The organism is Pseudooceanicola sp., assembly GCF_029213205.1.
GTDB lineage: Bacteria > Pseudomonadota > Alphaproteobacteria > Rhodobacterales > Rhodobacteraceae > Pseudooceanicola.
In genome coordinates this window covers 41,870-61,141 of sequence record NZ_JARGNH010000015.1, presented here as the reverse complement: position 1 = coordinate 61,141, position 19,272 = coordinate 41,870, and the positions used below count along the sequence as shown (strand labels likewise).

Genomic DNA, 19,272 nt, shown 5'->3' with positions numbered 1-19,272 from the left:
CGGATGAGACTGGTTTGGCTCGCCTGTGTGATTTTGGCGCTTTCGGTGCTGGCCTATAGCCAGCGTGACCGGGTGGTGAGCCTGCTGCGCGGGGTCAAGTCGAACGCGGAACACCGCAGCTTTGTCGCCTCGCTTACCGGCGCGCGGGCGCTGCCCGAGGCGCTGATCGCGATGCCGGACGGGGTGCGGCTGGCCATGGATGTCTACCTGCCCGATCCGCAGACCGGCCCGGTGCCGACGGTCCTGTTGCGGCTGCCCTATGGCAAGCGCCGCTTTGGTTCGGTGCGCCATTGGGCGCGGCTGTTTCTGGCGCAGGGCTATGGCGTGGCGGTACAGGACATGCGCGGGCGCTATCGCAGCGAGGGGGTCTTTGCGCCTTATCCGGATGATGCGGATGACGGCGCGGCGACGCTCGACTGGATTGTGGCGCAGGGCTGGTCGGATGGCCAGGTCGGCAGCATCGGCTGTTCGGCGCTGGGCGAAACCCAGGTGTTGCTGGCGAGCAAGCGGCACCCGGCGCATAAGGCGATGATCCCGCTCGGGGCAGGTGGGGCGATCGGGACGCTGGATGGGTCCTATGGCTTCTTCGGCTTTTTCGACGGCGGCATTCTGAATCTGGCCTCGGCCTTTGGCTGGTTTGTCGAGGCGGGCGGCAAGACCCCGGACAAGATGGGCTATCCGCGGGTGGATTACGGCAAGGGGCTGGCGACCCTGCCGTTGCGCGATGCGGTGGCGCAGTTCCGCAATGACCCGACCGATTTTACCGCCTTCCTCGACCGGTTCGACGATCCTGCCTATTGGCAGAACAGCGGGTTTATCAGTGCCGAGGATCACTTCTCTACCCCCTTCCTGATTGTCGATGGCTGGTATGACCGGGCCCGGGAAAGCCTGCAACTGGCGCGGCAGATGCGCGCCACCGGGGCGCCCGGCAGCGTGGTGATCCTGCCCGCCCTGCATTGCGATCTGGGCCATGCTCTGGCGGAAGGGCAGGTCGGTGATCTGCCGCTTGACCCGGCGCAGGCCATGGATTTCGACGCGCTGTTCGTGGCGATGATGAACCACCGCATGAAACAGGGTCCGGCCCCGGATCTGCCGCCGGTGTTCTATTACCTGTTGGGGGCCAATGAATGGCGCCGGGCCGAGGAATGGCCGCCGCGCGCCGCAGGCGAGACGGTGCTCTACCTCGATGGCGCTGCGTTGAGCGAAGCCCCGGCACCCGAGCCGGGGCGCATCGGGTTCACCTCGGACCCGATGAACCCGGTGCCCTCGATCGGGGGCACCATGTGTTGCACCGGCGAGGCCGATTTGCGTGCCGGGCCGCTCTTTCAGAACCCGATCGAGGAGCGGCGAGACCTACGGCTGTTGACCGGCGCGCCACTGGAGGCAGCGCTGACGATTGCTGGTCCGGTCGAGGCACGGCTCTATGTCTCGACCGATGTGCCGGATACCGACCTGGTGCTGCGGCTGACCGATGTCGATCCCGAAGGTCGATCGCTGATGATCACCGAAGGGTCGCTGCGGCTGCGCTATCGCGATGGCATGGATCGGCCCAGCCTGATGCCGCCCGGCGCGGTGGTCGAGGCGACGGTGATCCTGCGCGACATCGCATACCAGGTGCCCGCGGGCCATCGCCTGCGCCTGCACGTCGCTGGCAGCAGCTATCCGAGGCTGGCGCGCAATATGAATGGTGGCGGCGATCCCTACGCTGAAAGCGACCCGCATCCGGCACGGATCACCCTGCACAGCGGCGCGGATACCCCGTCGCGGCTGCGGCTGCTCACTCTGCCGGGCGGCTGAGCACGGCGGTGTCGGCCGGCGCCAGCGCTGGCGGCAACAGCCGTTCGATGCCGACCCGGAACGCGGCCTCGCTGAAGCGGCGGGCGTGATTGACCAGAACCATGCTGTCGACCTCATAGAGCCGGGCGGATTCGAATTCCTTGATCGCTTTCACCAGCCCGTCAACGGATTGATCCTGAAACAGCATCCCGGTCTTGCCGTGCACCACGGTGTCGCGGGCACCGCCACGATCATAGGCGATCACCGGACGGCCCGAGGCCATGACCTCGACCGGGACAATGCCGAAATCCTCTTCGCCCGGGAACACCAGCGCCCGGCAGCGGGCCATGTGATGGCGCAGGGTTTCGAAATCGGTGCGGCCCAGAAAGGTGATGTTGTCCTTGGCTTGTTTCTGCAACTGCTGGCTGGTCTTGTCGGGGCCACCGATGATCACCAGCGGCAGGCCAAGCCGGTTGAAGGCGTCGATCAGCAGATCGGGGCGCTTGTAGGGGGCCAACTCTCCGACCCAGAGGTAATAGTCGCCCAGATCCGAGGCGCGGACCGGCGAAAACGCATCGACATCGACCGGCGGATGCACCACCTCGGCGCCGCGATTCCAGTATTTCTCGATCCGCGACGCAACATGGCTGGAATTGGCGGCAAAGGCATCGACTCGCGCGGCGCTGGAGACGTCCCACAGCCGCAGCCGATGCGCGACATGCGGCAGGATCAGCCGTGACAGCCGCCCGGCGGATTTCAGATAGACGTGGTATTGATCCCAGAGATAGCGCATCGGCGAATGGCAATAGCACAGGTGATAGGCATCCGGCGGGGCGATCACGCCTTTGGCCGGCCCAGCCTCGCTGGAGATCACCAGGTCATAGCCAGTGAGGTCGATCTCCTCCAGGGCGCGCGGCATGAACGGCAGATAGGATTGATACAGCCGCTTGGCAAAGGGCAGGCGCCCGACCGAGGTTTCGATCACCCGATGCGCGTTGATCGTGTCGGATATCTTTTCCGGGGCATAGACATGGGTAAAGATATCGGCCTGCGGATACATCCGGCACAGCGCCTCAAGCACCTTTTCACCGCCACGCATGCCGATCAGCCAGTAATGGATCAGCGCCACACGCGGTTCGGCAGACATCTGTCTGGTCATGGTCAGAGCCTCCCGCGGCTTAGTAATTGTAACGATAGAGATCTTCGTCAGACAGCATCCGCGGATCGACGCGGGTCATGATCTGACCGACGATATCCAGCTCGTTATGCTCGAGCGTCGACAGGCAGCGGCGGGCGGCGCTGCGGGCGGTCGAATTGTGCCGCACCAGCATCACCCGCTGATCCACGGCACGGGCCAGGACCAGGGTTTCCGCCACCGGTAGGATCGCCGGGCAATTGACCAGGATGACGTCGTAATATTGCTTGAGCTCGTCCAGGGTCGAACGCAGCCATTCGGTGGTCAGCAGATCGGTACAGGTCGGATCGGGCGCGCGATTGGCCAACAGGTCAAAGCCAAGGCCGGTGTCGGTGTTGACCGCGTCCAGAACCGAACAATCGCCCCGGATCAGCTCTCCCAGGTCGTGCTCCATCGGCAATTGATATTCGTTCTGCAGCGAATTCTTGCGGAAGTCGCAATCGACCACCACCACCAGTTTGTTCGCAAGTTCGCTGACCCGGGCCAGCAACACCGTCGTCGTGGTCTTGCCCTCGTCCTGCAGCGGCGACAGCAGCGCGATGCTCTGCGGTTCGACGATTTCTTCGCCCAGCTTCAATTCGTTGCGCACCTTCTTCATCGCCTCGGCCACCGGGCCCATCGGATCGGCCTCGATCTCGCGGATGGCGGCGGCGGTGCTGGCCCAATTGCGTTCCGGGGTGGTGCCCAGAACCGGAACCCCGGTGTCCAGCGCCAGGTCGACCGGGCTGCGATAGGCGCGGGTGCTGAGCTGGCGGAAGGCGGCGACGCCAAAGCCGAGCAGGCCACCGATCACCAGCCCCAGAAAGGTCATCAACTTGGGCCGGGGCGCCGAGGGCGCGCCGGGCAGGGTGGCGCGTTCGATGATCCGGGCATCGGCCTGCTGCAATTGTTCCTGGGTGCGGGTTTCCGCATAGCGGTTCAGCAGGTCGGAATACATGTTGCGGGCAACTTCGGCCTGCCGTTCCAACTGGCGCAGACCGATCGAGCTGCGCGACACCAACAGATATTGCGCCTCGGTGTATTCCAGGCTTTCGCGGATGGTGTTCTCGCGGATCTGGGCGATCTGTACCTCGTTGCGCTGGGCATCGAGGGCGCGTTGGAATTCCACCGACAGGGCACGGTTGACCTCGGCCAATTGCCCGGCGATCCGCCGCCGTTCCGGGTGGTTGTCGTCAAAGCGTTCGGCCCATTGCGCATCCGTGGCCTCGATCTCGACCCGGCGGGTGTCGAGTTCCTTGATGGTATCCGAGGTGAACATGCTGCCAAGCGCGTCGAAACCCCCGGTCTCTAACAGGCGGGCCATTTCATTATAGCGGGCTTCGGCGGCGACGCGGTCGACCCGGGTGGCGATCAGTTCCTTGTTCAGGCTGACCATCCGCTGCGACACGATATCGGCGCTGGTGCCGTTCTTTTCCAGGCTGTCGGCGCGGTAATCCTCGACTGCGGCCTCGGCCAGTTCGACCTGTTTGCGCAGGTCCTCGACCCGGGTTTCGATCCAGTCGGCGGCCTGGGTCGCGGTGTTGCGACGTCCCTGCAATTGCTGGGCGACATATTGTTCGGCGATGGTGGCGGCCAGAAGCGCAGAGAATCCCGGATCCTCGGTTTCCGCCTTGATGGTGATCACATAGGCCTTGCCGTCACGCGACAGGGTCACGCTGCGCCGGATCGCCCAGGTCAACCGTTCAAGCCGGGCGCGTTCGGCCATTTCGGCGCTGCCTGCACCATCGGATTTCGAGCGCCGGAACAGGCCCAGCATCGACGAGGTGACACTGTCGATGAATCGTGGCGATTTCTCCGCCGGATCGAGGATTTCCAACGCTTTCGGGTCGATCGCGTCGATTTCCTCGATCACCTTTTCCAACAGCAGGTTGGAGCGCATGATCGACAACTCGCTGGCGACCACCTGATCGCTGAGCTTGAGGTCGGACACCACCTGTTGATTGGTTATCACCTGGCGTTCGCGTGGATCGAGCAGGATTTGCGACACCGAGGTGTAGCGCGGGGTCACCTGCAGCACCAGAAACGCGGCCAGAATTCCGCAGGCCAGCGCCGCGCCGAGGATGATGAAACGGTCATTCCAGACGCCACGGAACATCATCCGCAGATCGACGGAATCGCCATCCTGCGTCGCGGCGGACCGGCGACGCGGCGCCAAGGGCCCGCGATCGAAGATATCGGTCATGCTTGCTACCATTTTCTGGCCCGTTCTCTGCCCGCGTGCGGTGCGGTGAAAGTGGCGCCCTGAGGCGTGTTTGAATTTTTATCTGCCGCTGCCGCCTGGCCCCGGGGATGCCCGGATCGCGATGGCAATCGCAGGGCGGCCCGGAATTGGGCGAAATAAGACAAGTTCGGGGCACTATCGTGACCCGGACGGACTCCTGTCAAGTTTTGAACAAGTTGTTGACAATAATGGCTTATTTTTTGGTAATATTCGTTAACAATAGCCAGGGATCACCCGGATTGTTGCCAGGATCGTAACCGATCACAGAGGTGGTTGAGCGCGATCTCGATGTTGGAGAATCGCCCCGCGTGACAGACCGGCGGCCAGCCCGGCGCAGGCAAAGAAGATCAGGCCCAGATCCGGAGTCGCCCCGGTCAGCAGCGAGGATATCAGCAAGCCGAGGCAGGCGGATTTCAGCGCCGCTATGGTGATGGCGCGGGTGCCGGTCCCGGCATTACGGGGGAGGGGCTTCAGGACGCTGGCGATGAACAGCAGGAACAACAGGGTGCCGATCACCCCGAGGCTGGCCAGTGTCGCCATGATCCAGCTTGAGGCGCGCACAGAGCCCAGCCCGGCGCCCATCATCCGGGTTTCAAGGAAGTTCTTGAACGCCTGGGCGTTCCAGCTCATCCGTTCGACGCCGGAATCGCTGGCCAGCTTGTCGAACAGAACATTGTCAAAGAAGTTCTGAACCGGGGCAAGGAACGCATAGCTGGTGATCAGCAGAAGCGCCGTCAGACCGGTCAGCACAAAGGCAAAGGTCGACACCGCAAGGCCGCGGCGGCTGACCTGACTGCGCAATCTGGCGAGCATCGCCAATGCCGCAGTGACCAACAGAAAGGCCAGCGTGGCGACATAGGAGGCCGAGGATGTCGAATGCAGGATGGCTATGGTCGACAGCGCCAGCATGATCCCGGCCATTGGCAGGCGCGGCGCACTGATCCAGTAGCGGGCCCAGAAGGCAAATATGCCCAGGCTGAAATAGCCGTAGGCGCTGGCCTCGGGATAACCGCCGACCATGCGTTTCACTCCCGCCATGTAAACGTCATCCAACATCGCGTAATTGGCGCTGCGGATCAGGTCGAGCAGATGCGGCAGGCCAATCGCATGGCTCAGCACGTCAATCCAGCCCAGCCCGACATTGACGGCGGTGAGCACCGCAATCGCGCGCAGCACATGCGGCCCGTCGGGGCGCAGCCGAAACACCGTTGCCAAAGCATAGAAAATGGCCACCCCGAGCATCAGCCGGAACAGCTGAGTCAAGTTTCCGGCGCTGGGGCGCAGCGGGATCGCGATGATCCCTTCCTCGCCCAGGTCGCGGGTCAGGCTGAACACCAGGGTCTGGCCTTCGAACAGGCGCGGGAAAAACAGGGTGGCGAGGATCGCGAACAGGGCCAGCAGCAGCAGCCAGAACCCCGGCTCACCCAACCGCATACTGCCGGCAATCAGACCCGGACCGTCACGGCGCAGGGCGACCAGCGCAAACATCATCAAGGCGGCGATATCGGCAATCAGGATCGAGGCGCCGCCAAGTGCAGGTAGGTTGAACGCCGCCGCCGCACCGAAGCAGGTCGTCGCCAGGAACAGCGCGAGTCCCCGATAAGGGCCGGTCACCGCAAGCGCGGCCAGCACGACAAGAGCAAGGAATGAGCTGGGCAGGAGTTCCATGCGCATCACTGGCCCCGGCACGGGACCCGACGTCAAGTGTGCGGTGGCGGGTTGGCCCGCAAATTGTTGCCGTTCCGGCGAGAGTATTTCCATTAAGCACGATTGTTGCCGTTTTCGAAACAATAGGGCGGCGCCGCCGGAGCCGCGCTTGACCTGCGGCTTGAACGGAGGCCGGGATTACCGCAAGTTCGACGGGCCTCAACAGCAAAGGCAGGCGATGCGCTGGGTTGTCTCGATCTTGGTTGCACTGATCCTCGGCGCCCTCCCCGGCGGCGCTGTCGAGCTGCGTGGCCCAAAGCTCGCCGTTGCCTCGAGCTTCGGGCAGGGGGTGCCGCCGGGATTGCTGGACCGGGCGCTCAGCCTTGGCATCGATGACCTCAGGGATGAATTGTTCTGGTATCGGGTCGAGGATCGCAGCGGTGGTTTCCATTACGATGAACCGATGACCGTCTATCCTGACCAGGCCGGAGCCGGTGGGGCGACGATCAGCCTGCTGGTCAACAATGGCCATCCGAAGTTTGACGGTGGCACGACCCCGCTCAGCCCGGCGGCGGTGCGCGGCTTTGGCCGCCACGCAGCGGCGGTGGTGGCGCGGTTCCCGGCGGTGACCTCAGTCGAGGTTGGCAATGAATTCAACAGTGGCGATTTCGTTTCTGGCCCGTTGCTGAAGCAGCCGCTTGCGGCGCGGGCGGCCGCCTATGTCGCGCTGTTGAAGTCGGTGTATGACCAGGTCAAGGCGTTGCGCCCCGAGGTTCGGATCATCGGCGGCGGGGTGCATTCGATCCCGAGCGGCTACCTTGGCCAGATGCTGGCGCTGGGTGCGGCGGGCTATATGGACAGTATTGCCCTGCATCCCTACGACACGCCAATCGAACAGCTGGCGCGCCAGATCGCGGTGATGCGGCGGCTGCCGGGGCTGGAGAAGATGCCGGTCGAGATCACCGAATTTGGCTCGCAGGATCCGGCCGGGGCGCCGGACGCTTTGCTGCGCGGCTATTGCCAGATGGCCCTGTCCGGGGTGTCGCGGCTGGCCTGGTATGCGCTGAACCAGCGCGGCGACGGCTATATGCCGCTGATCGACAGCGACCTGCGCCAGACCGAGGTGATGCGCAGTTTCCTGTTTCTGCGCGAGACCATGGAGGGGCGGCAGGTGCAGGATGTCGCGCCTGATCCGTTTACCTATGCCTGCCTGTTCGATGAGCGCGTTTTGGTGATCTGGGGCGTTCCGCGCGATCTGCGGCTGATGTCGGACCAGGTCCAGATGCGGGACGCCACCGGACAGGTGCTGCCGGGGCGCGATTTCCGTCTGTCCGAGACCGCGCCGTTGGTGCTGACCTCGACCGGGCCGATCGATCTGAGCCGGGATTTCGTGCTGGGCGCGCAAGAGGTCATCGCCGACAGTTTCCACCAGTTCAGCTTTCCCGATCCGGCTGTGCCGGGTGGTGGCACCGATCCCTTCCGCCGCTTTGTCCGCGATCCTGACGGCGAAACGCCGCTGGCGACGATGCCGGGTCAGGGCGGCCCCGGGCGGCCCTGGACGCCCTGGCTGGGGGTGTCGAAAAACGCCGATGTCCGGGTGTTGTCGCAGGTTATGCTTCCCGCCGGATTTCCATCTTATCCAGTTGAAATCGTGCATGAGTTTCGTGCGCCTCGGGCGATGCGCGTCAGGCTTGACGCCCAGTTCGATCTGGTCGGGGAAAGCCGGGACGGGATCAGCGTTGTGGTGCGGCTGAACGGTGAGGACCTGGCGAAATGGGTCGATACCGGGCTGGTCGCCTACCGCCCGCCGGTGCTGTCCCTGCCCGCCGGTGCGCGGCTGGAGATCGCCCTGTCCCCCGGCGCCACCACCGAGGGCGACCTGACCCGTTATCGCATCACTCTGCGCCACGCTGATTGAGTTTCGCGGTGCTGCGTCCGTGCTGTGTCCTTCGTGCGGGTTGAGCATCCGACGGCACTGTGCCAACCAAGATCACAACCGCGCGGCGCCTGGCTGCGTCGCGGGTGCGGCCAATGGTAAACGGAGAAGACGAAATGACGGGTGTAGTGATCATCGGTGCCGGGCAGGGCGGATTTCAGGCGGCGGCGAGCCTGCGCACGGCGGGGTATGCCGGGCCGGTAACACTGATCGGCGATGAGCCGGGCCTGCCTTATCAACGCCCGCCGCTGTCCAAGGCCTATCTGAAAGAGGGCGATGCCGACCGGCTGTTGCTGCGCACCGCCGCCTTTTATACGCAGAACGATATCACCCTGCGCAATGACAAGGTGGCTGCGATTGATCGCGCCGCCCACACGATCACCACCGAGGATGGCGCGGTTCTCGCTTATGAATATCTGATACTGGCCACCGGTGCCCGCAACGCCCTGCCGCCGTTGCCCGGCGCCGACGATCCGGCGATTGTGTCGTTGCGCACCCTTGGCCATGCGGTTGACCTGCGTGACCGTATGGGCGCCAATGGCCATGCGATTGTTGTCGGCGGCGGCTTTATCGGGCTGGAATTCGCCGCAGTTGCGCGCGCCGCGGGCTGGCAGGTGAGCGTGGTCGAGGCGGCGGATCGGGTGATGGCGCGGGCGGTGTCGGAACCGACCTCCGCCTTCTTTGCCGATCTTCACCGCAACGCCGGCGTGCGCCTGCTGACAAGCACCCCGGCTGCGGCGATGAACGCGAGCAGCGTCACCTTGGCAGACGGTGAGGTATTGAGCGGTGATCTGGTGGTTCTGGCCGCCGGGGTGCGCCCGAATGCCGAACTGGCCGCTGCCGCCGGATTGCCGGTGTCGAACGGCATTCTGGTTGACGATCATCTGCGCACCGCCGATCCGGCGATCTTTGCCCTGGGCGATTGCGCGGCCTTTCCGGACCCGGTGACCGGCGCGCCGGTGCGGCTGGAATCGGTGCAGGCGGCCACCGACCATGCGCGCGCCATTGCGGCGACGATCACCGGCACGCCCGCGCCCTATGATGCGGTGCCCTGGTTCTGGAGCGATCAGGCCGAGGCCAAGCTGCAAATCGCCGGGCTGGCGCAATCCGACGACAGCGCCGAGGTGATCCCGACTGAACCGGGCAAGCTACTGGTTTTGCGGTTCCGTGGCGGGGTCTTTGCGGCGCTGGAAAGCGTCAATATGCCCGCCCCGCATATGGCCGCGCGCCAAATCCTGAAGCTTGATCCGGCAGTCAGCCGTGAGCGGCTTGCCGCGGCAGATTTCGACCTGCGTCAGGTGTTGAAAGAGATGAAGGCACAGGGCTGACCTGCGTCTCCATATTGCATCGCACGGTCTCGACCTAGCCGCGTGGCAAAGGTCGGGTCAGGTCATAGATCTCAGGATCGTCGGCCAGCGCGGCAAAGCGTTCGGTAACCAAGGGATCATGGCCGGGGATCATCAGGTCCGGGTGGCTGGCCAGTTTCCGCGCCGCCTCATGCCCGTCGAGCTGATCAACAACGCTGGCGGTGATCGGAAACGGCAGCCCGTGTTCGACATTGGCATAGAAATGCGCCACGTCCGAGGCCAGACAGATGCGGCCGACGTCGGTTTCCACAGTGACCGCCTGCAGGCCGAGTGAATGGCCGGGCAGGTGGTGCACCGTGACCCCCGGCGCGATCTCCGAGACCCCATTCACCCAATCGACGCGTTCGGCATAGTTCAGCGCCACCATCAGTTGCACATCGCCCAGCTCGAACGGGTGTCGCACCATACGGTGCCGCATATAGCGGCCGGTGGCATAGTTCATTTCGGCCTCTTGCAGGACAAAGCGGGCGTTGGGCAGCTTGTCCATATTGCCGGCATGGTCGTAATGCAGATGGGTGATCACCACCGTATCGACATCACCCGGCGCGACGCCGAGCGACGCCAGCGCCTCGATCGGGCAGCGTTCGAGGGCACGGCCCCGCTTGGCCGCGCGGTCGGCGTTGAACCCGGTGTCAACCAGGATGGTGCGGCCATGGCCACGGATCAGCCAGACAAAGAAATAGAGCGGCATCGGCCCGTCATGCGGGTCGCCGCCCATGAAATTGCCAGAAGAATGCCGGTCGAACCTCGCGTATTTTACCGCGTAGACCTGATAATGTGGGTCACTCATGGGAATTCATCCTTGACTGGTCTCCGGCGCGTTTGCCCCGTCGATAGATTCGAGAAAGTGAAATATTTCAGTGTGATCGGCGGCAGGCTCCAACACGTCTGCAGCGTCGCGCCAGATCTTTGCCAGCGCCTCAAGCCCCGGCAGGTCATGGCCGGTGTGCTGACCGAGGCCGGCGGCGAGGCCAACGTCCTTGGTCATCAGTCTGAGGGAAAATCCGGCGTCGCGGAAGGCCCCGGACAGGACGAATTGGGCAATCTTGTTTTCGGTCGAGTTGTTGCGCCCGGTCGAGGCGTTGACGATCTGGGTCAGCACCGCCGGGTCGAGGCCGAAGTCGCGCCCGACGATCACCGCCTCGCAGGCGGCAACCAGCCCGGCGGCGGAAACGTAATTGTTCAGCGCCTTGGTGGCGTGACCAGCGGCCAACGGCCCGGCACGAAACACCTTTCCCATACTGGTCAGTATGGGTTCGGCGCGGTCCATTGCCGCCGCGTCGTCACCGCCGAGCATGATCGCCAGGCTGCCGTCGCGCGCCTTGCGCAGCCCGCCGGACACCGGCGCGTCAAGCAGGATCAATCCGCGCGCCGCCAGTTCGGCGCCGAGTTTGCGGGTCTCGATCGGGTCGGAGGAGGACATATCGACGATCACCCCGCCCGGCGCCATCGCGGCGGCCAGCCCCCCGGCGCCGAGGCAGACATCGCGGACAATGGCGCTGTCGGGCAGCATCAGGATGACCAGGTCACAGGTGGCGCCAACTTCGACCGCCGTGGTCGCAGCGCTGAGCCCGTCCCGATCCGCCGCCACTTGCGCCGCCGCGATGCTGGCATCCTGGAGCAGAGGGCGTTGTCCGGCCATGGCCAGGCAATGCACCATCGGCGCCCCCATGGTGCCGATGCCGATGAACCCCAGCACGGTCATTGCGCTTCGCTGTCGATCTCGGCCAGCACCGCGCGGGCGGTGCGGAAACTGTCGACCATCGCCGGCACCCCGGCATAGATACCGACCTGCAGCAGCACCTCCTTGATCTCGTCCCGGCTGACCCCGTTGTTCAGCGCGCCGCGCACATGCGCGCCCAGCTCATGCTGGCGATTGAGCGTTGAAATCATCGCGATATTGATGATCGAGCGGGTCTTGCGATCCAGACCTTCGCGGCCCCAGACCTCGCCCCAGCAATAGGTGGTCACCAGCTCTTGCAGCTCGCGGGTGAAATCGTCCATCCCGTCGACGGCCTTGTCGACATAGGCATCGCCCAATGTCGCGCGCCGGATTTTCATGCCCTTGTCGTAGGTTTCGCGATCCATCTGTTCCCTCGTTCATTTGTGTTCGCGGCAAAGTGGCCGCGAATCCCGGCAAGTTGCAAGCCACCTCGGCGGCAGTTCATCGTATATCTGCATATCATGGTATTCTTGGTGAGAAATGGCGTCCAGACTGGTATGGTTGTGGCGACGATCAAGGGAGGACCCGTTGGAAACCCTGATGGACCCAAAGACCCGCGCCGCTGACGTGCGGGCGATATTGCCCGGCGCGGTGGATTGCGATGTGCATCCCAGCGCCCCGACGATGACCCAGCTGATGCCCTATCTGGATGAATATCTGGCGGAATCGGTGGTCAATCGCGGCATCGAGCAATTGCAGAGCGTGCATTACCCGCCCAATGCGCCGATCACGATCCGCGCCGATTGGCGCCAAGGGGATGGCGACGGGCTGGCGCGGTTGCAGGCACATCTGCTGGACGGGATCGGAGTCGGCACCGCGATCCTGAACCCGCTGCTGGGCGTGCAATTGCTGTTCAACGCCGATATGGCCGCCGGGTTTGCGCGGGGGCTGAACGATTACACCGCCCGCGAATGGCTGGACCGGGATCCGCGTCTGCGGTCGTCGATCGTGGTGGCGCAGCAGAGCCCCGAATTGGCGGTGGATGAGATTGAGCGGCTGGCGGGCGACAAGCGCTTTGTTCAGGTGCTGTTGCTGGTGATGGGCGACAGGCCGCTGGGCAATCAGATGTATTGGCCGATCTACCAGGCGGCAGAGAAACACGGGCTGCCTGTCGCGATCCATGCCGGGTCGATGTATCGCCATCCGACCACCGGCATCGGCTGGTCGACCTTTCATTCCCAGGACTACGCCGCCAATGCGGTGAATTTCCAGACAACGCTGACCAGCCTGATCACCGAAGGCGTGTTTTCTACCCATCCCGACCTCAAGATCGTGATGTCGGAAAGCGGCGTTACCTGGCTGCCGTCATTCCTGTGGCGGCTCGACAAATACTGGCACGGGCTGCGGATGCTGACCCCCTGGGTCGACCGGATGCCGCGCGAAATCGTCGCTTCGAACGTCCGTTTTACCCTGCAACCGGTCGATGCGCCGCAGGATGCGGCGGTGCTGTCGCGGGTGATGGAACATGTCGGCACCGAGGACCTGTTGCTGTTTTCCACCGATTATCCGCATTGGCAATTTGACGGCGACAATGCCGTGCCCGAGGGTCTGAGCGACAGCCAGATCCGGCGGATGATGATCGACAATCCCATGGCCACCTATCCCCGGCTGAGCGAGGCTGCAAAATGAATGTCGAAGCCAGACCAAACCTGTCCAAGGTGCAAGAGGCGCGGGTCGGCATTGCCGATTGCGATGTCCATCCGAACCCGACCTCATTGGAAGACGAGGTGTTCCCGTTTCTCGAACAGAAATGGCGTGACCATATTGAAACCTATGGCATGCCGCAGCGCATCGGCTTTGCCGGAGGCACCCAATATCCCAAGGGCCAACCGCGCGCCTCGCGCCGCGATTCCTATCCGCCCGAGGGCGGGCCGCCGGCCTCAAGCCTGTCGTTCTTTCGCGAACAGCACCTTGATCCGCATCATGTCGATCTGGCGGTGATGATCCCGCTCAGGATCGGGCAGGCGTTGCAGAACATGGATCTGGCGGTTGCGCTCTGTGCGGCGATCAATGAATGGCAACAGGAATTCTGGACCCGGAAAGAGCCGCGGATCAAAGGCTCGATCGTGATGGCCTATGAGAATGCCAGCGATTGCGTCGCCCAGATCGAAAAGCACGCGCATAAGGACGATTTCGTCCAGATCTCGATGCTGTCACGCACCCCCGATCCCCTGGGTCACCGCAAATACTGGCCGATCTATGAGGCGGCGGCGGCCAACGGGCTGCCGGTGGGTGTCCATGCCTTTGGCTATGGTGGCAACCCGCCGACTGGGGGCGGCTATCCGTCCTATTATATCGAGGACATGATGGCACATGCGCAGAGCTGCCAGTCACTGATCGTGTCGATGGTCTATGAGGGCGTGTTCGACCGGATCCCGGATATGAAGCTGATCATCGTCGAGGGCGGCATCGCCTGGCTGCCGTCTCTGGCCTGGCGGCTGGACAAGATCTGGGAAAAGAACCGGATGGAGTTGAGCCATGTGAAACGGCCCCCTTCTGAGATCATCCGCGAGCATGTCTGGCTGACCTCGCAACCGATCGAGGAGCCGGACAAGCGCCAGCAATTGGTTGAAACCATCGACTGGATCGGCTGGGAAAACGTGCTTTACGCCTCGGATTACCCGCATTGGGATTTCGACGATCCCAAGCGCGCGCTGCCTGTGCAATTGACACAGGAGCAACGCGACGGATTCTTCCGCAACAACGCGTTCAAAGCCTATGGGCTGAGCTGATGGCGGAAAAGCACGTCGTCGCAAAGGTTGCGGATTTCGCCGACACCGACCGCAAGCTGGTCGAGGTCAAGGGCCGTCCGATTGTGATCTTCAAGCTGGGTGAGGAATGGTTCGGCATGCTGAACCGTTGCCCGCATCAGGGTGGATCGCTCTGCGCCGGACACCTGATCTCGCAGGTCGACAGCGACCGGCCCGGCGACTATCGGCTGTCGCGGCGCGGCGAAATCCTGCGCTGCCCCTGGCATGGCTGGGAATTCGACATTCGCACCGGTGAGGCCTGTGCGCGCCCGGGCAAGTTTCGCGCCCGGCCGGTGGGGGTGTCAGTGCTGAGTGCCGATGATACCGAAACCGTTGGCGACCTTGAGCTTTATGACGTCAGCACCGAGGCCGATCTGGTGGTGGTCGAGCTCTAGCCGCCGTTCCAGCGCCAGGATCATGTTGCGCGCCACCGGATAGGTCTCGCGCTCCCAGCGCGTCATTGATGACGGGCTTTCACGCATATCGATGGGACCGGCCATCAGGGTCATGCTGCGCGAGGTGCAGGGATTGTGGCGCGGCGAGATCACCGCGACCGCGACCCTCGTTTGGCGAACCGACGCTGGCGAATGCCATGTAGGCGCCGCTCTGCACCCGGTTCCGCAGCTGTTCGATCGAGCGTGAGGTCGAAGTCTGGTCGCCCTCAGGCGCTGAGGTTGAACCTGGTGCCGCAGATGGTGACGCTGTCCTCACTGGTGGGCAAGCCGCGCGCCTTGGCCCGGGCAATCGTCGCCGCCACATCATCCACCGTCAGGTCCAGCGCCGCCAGGCATTGCGGCTGATCGCCGGCCGGAACAAAACGGATGCGCACATTGTCGAGGTCATAGCCCGGCACCCCGTCCTGCACATTCATCTCGCGCCCGGCGACAGCGGCCCAGTGCTTCGCCAGCGCCTCAGGGTCGGTGGCGCGCAATTCGGCGGCGGTGATCGCCGTTGCTTTGCACTGATCCCGCTTGTCCATCCACACCCGGTCACCGCCAAACGGCCAGCGCCCGACCGGATCGCCGCCCTCGACCCAGGGGGCGGAAAAGAACGAGGCGCCCATGTCGCCGGGATGCAGCTGGAACAGCCGATACCAGCCGTGGTCGCGCTCATTTGCCACCCGCACGCCATTGGCGGCGGCATTGGCGCGCACGCTTTCCTGCACGTCACGCGAACTGGATTGGGTGATGACCATATAGCCGCCATCGCCGCCGATCCGGTCCATGAACCGGCCCGCGGCGGTGCCGTCCTCGGTCGGGGCGACAACCTCAAGGAACTGGGTGCCGATCAGCATCAGGGTGTTTTCCAGCCCATAGCGCCCGACCGCCGGATCGACGAACACCACCGGGATCCCCAGCACATCAGTGAGGGCGTCGATGGTTGGCTGCAACTGTCGGGCGACAAGGCAGATTTGACGAAGGTGAATGGCCATGGCTCAACGGGTCCCGAATTCTGGTTTGCGTTTCTCGAAAAAGGCTTCAAGCGCCTCCTGGCGGTCCTCGATGACCTTTCGTTGCGGTTCAGGTTAGGGGAAGTCATGTGTTGCACAAACTCCGATGCAGAGAATTCAGAACCATGGCGGGGTGGGCGGATTGTTGTGGCGTTTACCGGCGGCATTTACAGGCGGCTCGATATCTCTCATCCTCTGGCTTGATCCGCAGGAGGCAGGCGTGTTGACCCGAGTGCACAGATGGTTAGCCAACGCGGCGCTGATTTCCGTTCTGGGGCTGCCGCTGGCGGCACAGGAGCGGCCCGATTTCCGGCTGGAACTGGAAACCGGTGGCCATCGCGCGGTGATCCGGGCGCTGGCCACTGACGCGGCGGGGCGATTCGTCGCCTCGGCCTCGGATGACAAGACAGCGCGGATCTGGGACCTCTCCGGCGCCTCGGAGCCGGTGGTTCTGCGCGGGTTCGCCGGTGACGGGCCGGACGGGGTGATCAACGCCGTGGCGCTGTCACCAGATGGCAAATTCGCCGCCGTGGCGGGCTATTTCGGGCCGCATCTGTCGCCCGATGCAGAATTCGGCGATGTGCGGATCTTTGATGTCGGCAGCCGGTCGATTGTCCGGGTGCTGAAGGGGTTTCCGCTGGTGGTCGACAGCCTGGCCTATGCGCCGGAGCGTGACGAATTGGCGGTGACCGGGCAGGGTGGCATCGTGCAGCGCTGGCAGGCCCCGTTTTCGGAGGCGCCGGAGCGGATCGGCGATTTGGACAGCGCCGCCCTCAGGGTGCTGCATGTCGCCTATGCCGCTGGCGGCACGCGGCTGCTGGCGGTAAGTCTGGATTACGGGCTGCGGATCTGGGACAGCGTCAGCGGTGCCGAAATCGAGGCGCCGGAGGCTGAACCGCTTTGGGATGTGCCGCTGACGGCGCTGGCGGTCAGCGCTGATGGTGCGCGCTTTGCCCTGGCTGGGGAGGATGGGCGGGTAGAGATCCGCGCCTCAGGAGATGGCGCAGTGCTGGCGCGGTTGCCGCTGCGCCCATTCCGGCCGGATGCTTTGGCCTTTGTCGATCAGGACCGGTTGATCGTCGGCTGCGGTTATCGCTGCGGCGGGGTGCATGAGGCCGAGATTTGGCGGCTGGACCCGGTGGAGCTGCAGGGCAATTATCGCGACCACGATGGCCCGATCAGCGCCCTGCTCGCGTTACCATCCGGTGCCGTCGTGTCGGCCGGCGGACGGGCCCTGGCGCTGCACCTCTGGCAGCCCGATATCGGCAAGGCCAGCCGCATCCTGCGCGGCAGCGGCACCATGGTGAGCGCGGCGGGCATCGCGGCGGATGGCAGCTGGATCGGCTGGGGTTTTGATGACCCCTGCCCGGAGCGGACGATCTGCCCCGAGGCGTTGGCGCCGCTCTCTGCCCGGCTGGATCTGCCGGTCGGGGATCGCGGTTTTGGCCCGCCGGGGCAGGGCGATGTGGCGGGGGCGCTGCGCGCGGTGTTGGCGGCGGGTGATTTCCGTCTGAGCATCTCTGATGCGCCCGGCGGCGGCTTTGATGGCGATCTTCTGACCGTCACCGGACCGGGGTCGTCAGCGGCGATCCGGCGCGGGGCGGTGGATGGCTATTATCACAGCGCCGTCACCCTGCTGGCGGATGGCAGCGCGGTCAGCGGCGGCGGCAATGGTGCCTTGATCGCCTATGGGCCCGACGGCCGTTTTGCCGGCGAATTCGTCGGCCATACCGGCGATATCCTGGCGCTTGCCGCCTCAGAGACGCGGGCACGGTTGCTGTCCGCCAGTGCCGATCAGACCCTGATCCTGTGGAACCTCGACACCCGCGCCGAAATCGCCCGGTTCTTTTTTGCTGGTGCGGAATGGGTCATCTGGACACCGCAAGGTTATTACCATTCGTCACCGAATGGAGACAGGATGATCGGCTGGCGGATCAACCGGGGTCGTGACGAGGCCGCACGGTATATCAGTGCCAGCGCCTTGAAAAAGCACCTGCATTCCCCGGAAATCGTGCGCCGGGCGATCCTGATCGGCGATCCGACGCAGGCGGCAGTTGACTTGCGTGGCAAGGATGGCGAGCTTGACGCGTTGCTGACCCGGGCGCCGCCGGACTTCGATCTGCGGCTGGCCGAAGAGATCGACATACCCGAGGGTCTGGCGGTGGTGGAAATCAAGGGCGCCAGTGCCGATGAGGTCGAGGCCTGGGGCTATTCCATCCTGGTCAATGATCGCCGGGTGCCGCCACAGCGCTATCCCGATCCCAGCGGTCAGGGCCGCCAGCTCTATCAGATTCCGCTGGAGCCGGGCGAAAACGCGATCCGTGTGACCGGCGAGAATAATTTTGGATACGTCACCGAACGGTCCGCCGTCGCCCTGTCGTCGCGGCGCGGCCCGGCGCCGGAAAAACGTGGCAAGCTGTACGTCGCGGCGATTGGGGTGGCCGATTATCCGAAGCTGCCGGTGGCCTGCAACGGCACATCCTGTGATCTGGCCTACCCGGTGCATGACGCGGTCGAGATGGTGGCGACCCTGGCCAAGACCGCCGGGCCGCTCTATTCCGCGATCGAGACGTTGGTGCTGGTCAGCCCGTCGCGTCTGGACGGGTCCGAGGATCTGCGCCGCGCCTTGGCCAATGTGATGCCCATCGATCAGATTCAGCCGCCGGACAACCGGGTGGTCGAGGATGCGCTGATCGAATTCCTGGCCCGGCCCGGCCCGGAGGACACCACCATCGTTTTCGTTGCCGGGCATGGGGTGACGCTGGGCGAAAACTATTACCTGATGCCCGGCGATGCCGAACAGCGGGGTGGCGAATTGCGGCTGCGCTCGCTGTTTGACTGGCAAATCCTGCAAGAGGAGCTGAGCTATGCCAAGGGCCGTCGCCTGCTGTTGATCGACACCTGCCACGCCGCCGGAGCCTTTAACGCGCGGTTGGAAAAGGACGCCGCCGATGCGCGGATCGTGGTGTTTTCCGCCACCGCCGCCAATAATACCGCCGCCGAACGCCGCGATCTCGGGCATGGGATTTTCACCTATGCGCTGCTCGAGGGGCTGCGCGGCAAGGCCGCGACCGGCAGCGACGGGGTGCGGCTGTTGGGGCTGGCGGATTATGTCTATCGCGAGGTGGTGCGCCTGTCGAATGCGCGGCAGGAACCCTATTACAGTCTGCTCGAAACCTCGAATTTCGTGGTGGCGCGGCCGTGATC

The 19,272-nt window shown here is 64.2% G+C and carries 14 protein-coding genes; 7 read left to right on the top strand and 7 right to left on the bottom strand.

The genetic code is table 11. The features are described from left to right. The first annotated feature begins 3 nt into the window (after positions 1–3). On the top strand, positions 4–1,797 hold the full coding sequence (locus P1U48_RS12205) for a CocE/NonD family hydrolase (RefSeq protein ID WP_301069284.1): 1,794 nt from the start codon (positions 4–6) through the stop codon (positions 1,795–1,797). On the opposite strand, the gene P1U48_RS12200 is transcribed toward P1U48_RS12205, so the two are convergent. The 3 genes from P1U48_RS12200 to P1U48_RS12190 all read right to left on the bottom strand — a co-directional run bounded on the left by P1U48_RS12200 (position 1,778) and on the right by P1U48_RS12190 (position 6,866). After that, positions 1,778–2,935: a glycosyltransferase gene (locus P1U48_RS12200; protein WP_301069283.1), complete on the bottom strand. Its 1,158-nt coding sequence runs from the start codon at positions 2,933–2,935 to the stop codon at positions 1,778–1,780. The two genes, P1U48_RS12205 and P1U48_RS12200, sit on opposite strands and share 20 nt — an antisense overlap. A 19-nt stretch (positions 2,936–2,954) precedes the next feature. Next, positions 2,955–5,153, bottom strand: a complete 2,199-nt coding sequence (locus P1U48_RS12195; protein ID WP_301069282.1) for a polysaccharide biosynthesis tyrosine autokinase — start codon at positions 5,151–5,153, stop codon at positions 2,955–2,957. Positions 5,154–5,453: 300 nt separating this feature from the next. After that, positions 5,454–6,866, bottom strand: a complete 1,413-nt coding sequence (locus P1U48_RS12190; RefSeq protein WP_301069281.1) for a hypothetical protein — start codon at positions 6,864–6,866, stop codon at positions 5,454–5,456. A gap of 211 nt (positions 6,867–7,077) precedes the next feature. Between P1U48_RS12190 and P1U48_RS12185 the strand changes: the two genes are divergently transcribed. Together P1U48_RS12185 and P1U48_RS12180 are read left to right on the top strand one after the other, a co-directional pair. Continuing rightward, a complete protein-coding gene (locus tag P1U48_RS12185; RefSeq protein WP_301069280.1) occupies positions 7,078–8,757 on the top strand; it encodes a hypothetical protein in 1,680 nt (559 codons plus the stop codon). 134 nt (positions 8,758–8,891) lie between these two features. Further along, positions 8,892–10,103 carry an FAD-dependent oxidoreductase gene (locus P1U48_RS12180; RefSeq protein WP_301069279.1) on the top strand — a complete coding sequence of 404 codons (1,212 nt, stop codon included), beginning with the start codon at positions 8,892–8,894 and terminating at the stop codon, positions 10,101–10,103. 34 nt (positions 10,104–10,137) lie between these two features. Here the strand turns inward: P1U48_RS12180 and P1U48_RS12175 are convergent, their stop codons facing one another. From P1U48_RS12175 to P1U48_RS12165, 3 genes are read right to left on the bottom strand one after another with little or no spacing between them, the layout of a single operon-like run. Next, positions 10,138–10,932: an N-acyl homoserine lactonase family protein gene (locus tag P1U48_RS12175; RefSeq protein ID WP_301069278.1), complete on the bottom strand. Its 795-nt coding sequence runs from the start codon at positions 10,930–10,932 to the stop codon at positions 10,138–10,140. A 6-nt stretch (positions 10,933–10,938) separates the two neighbouring features. Continuing rightward, positions 10,939–11,847, bottom strand: coding sequence for an NAD(P)-dependent oxidoreductase (locus P1U48_RS12170; RefSeq protein WP_301069277.1), 909 nt, complete (start codon positions 11,845–11,847; stop codon positions 10,939–10,941). Then, the gene (locus P1U48_RS12165; RefSeq protein ID WP_301069276.1) at positions 11,844–12,230 is read right to left on the bottom strand and encodes a carboxymuconolactone decarboxylase family protein; all 387 of its coding nucleotides are present in this window, start codon (positions 12,228–12,230) and stop codon (positions 11,844–11,846) included. The genes P1U48_RS12170 and P1U48_RS12165 overlap by 4 nt, the downstream gene beginning before the upstream one ends. A 163-nt stretch (positions 12,231–12,393) precedes the next feature. Between P1U48_RS12165 and P1U48_RS12160 the strand changes: the two genes are divergently transcribed. Genes P1U48_RS12160 through P1U48_RS12150 form a run of 3 tightly spaced genes read left to right on the top strand, consistent with a single transcriptional unit; the run spans position 12,394 to position 15,010 of the window. Then, entirely contained in the window at positions 12,394–13,494 is a 1,101-nt protein-coding gene (locus P1U48_RS12160; RefSeq protein ID WP_301069275.1) for an amidohydrolase family protein, read from the top strand. Next, positions 13,491–14,597: an amidohydrolase family protein gene (locus P1U48_RS12155; RefSeq protein ID WP_301069274.1), complete on the top strand. Its 1,107-nt coding sequence runs from the start codon at positions 13,491–13,493 to the stop codon at positions 14,595–14,597. The genes P1U48_RS12160 and P1U48_RS12155 overlap by 4 nt, the downstream gene beginning before the upstream one ends. After that, positions 14,597–15,010, top strand: coding sequence for a Rieske (2Fe-2S) protein (locus P1U48_RS12150; protein WP_301069273.1), 414 nt, complete (start codon positions 14,597–14,599; stop codon positions 15,008–15,010). The genes P1U48_RS12155 and P1U48_RS12150 overlap by 1 nt, the downstream gene beginning before the upstream one ends. 266 nt (positions 15,011–15,276) lie before the next feature. Here the strand turns inward: P1U48_RS12150 and P1U48_RS12145 are convergent, their stop codons facing one another. Beyond that, complete coding sequence (locus tag P1U48_RS12145; RefSeq protein WP_301069271.1) at positions 15,277–16,047, bottom strand: VOC family protein; 771 nt, start codon at positions 16,045–16,047, stop codon at positions 15,277–15,279. Positions 16,048–16,285: 238 nt separating this feature from the next. Between P1U48_RS12145 and P1U48_RS12140 the strand changes: the two genes are divergently transcribed. Beyond that, positions 16,286–19,270 (top strand): caspase family protein, encoded by a 2,985-nt coding sequence (locus P1U48_RS12140; RefSeq protein WP_301069270.1) that lies wholly within the window; start codon positions 16,286–16,288, stop codon positions 19,268–19,270. Positions 19,271–19,272: the final 2 nt, after the last annotated feature.

Bases quoted from the DNA above. Each gene is read 5' to 3' on its own strand.
- P1U48_RS12145 (WP_301069271.1), bottom strand. From the start codon at position 16,047: ATGGCCATTCACCTTCGTCAAATCTGCCTTGTCGCCCGACAGTTGCAG.
- P1U48_RS12170 (WP_301069277.1), bottom strand. From the start codon at position 11,847: ATGACCGTGCTGGGGTTCATCGGCATCGGCACCATGGGGGCGCCGATG.
- P1U48_RS12155 (WP_301069274.1), top strand. From the start codon at position 13,491: ATGAATGTCGAAGCCAGACCAAACCTGTCCAAGGTGCAAGAGGCGCGG.
- P1U48_RS12195 (WP_301069282.1), bottom strand. From the start codon at position 5,153: ATGACCGATATCTTCGATCGCGGGCCCTTGGCGCCGCGTCGCCGGTCC.
- P1U48_RS12185 (WP_301069280.1), top strand. From the start codon at position 7,078: ATGCGCTGGGTTGTCTCGATCTTGGTTGCACTGATCCTCGGCGCCCTC.
- P1U48_RS12190 (WP_301069281.1), bottom strand. From the start codon at position 6,866: ATGCGCATGGAACTCCTGCCCAGCTCATTCCTTGCTCTTGTCGTGCTG.
- P1U48_RS12205 (WP_301069284.1), top strand. From the start codon at position 4: ATGAGACTGGTTTGGCTCGCCTGTGTGATTTTGGCGCTTTCGGTGCTG.
- P1U48_RS12165 (WP_301069276.1), bottom strand. From the start codon at position 12,230: ATGGATCGCGAAACCTACGACAAGGGCATGAAAATCCGGCGCGCGACA.
- P1U48_RS12175 (WP_301069278.1), bottom strand. From the start codon at position 10,932: ATGAGTGACCCACATTATCAGGTCTACGCGGTAAAATACGCGAGGTTC.
- P1U48_RS12180 (WP_301069279.1), top strand. From the start codon at position 8,892: ATGACGGGTGTAGTGATCATCGGTGCCGGGCAGGGCGGATTTCAGGCG.
- P1U48_RS12200 (WP_301069283.1), bottom strand. From the start codon at position 2,935: ATGACCAGACAGATGTCTGCCGAACCGCGTGTGGCGCTGATCCATTAC.
- P1U48_RS12150 (WP_301069273.1), top strand. From the start codon at position 14,597: ATGGCGGAAAAGCACGTCGTCGCAAAGGTTGCGGATTTCGCCGACACC.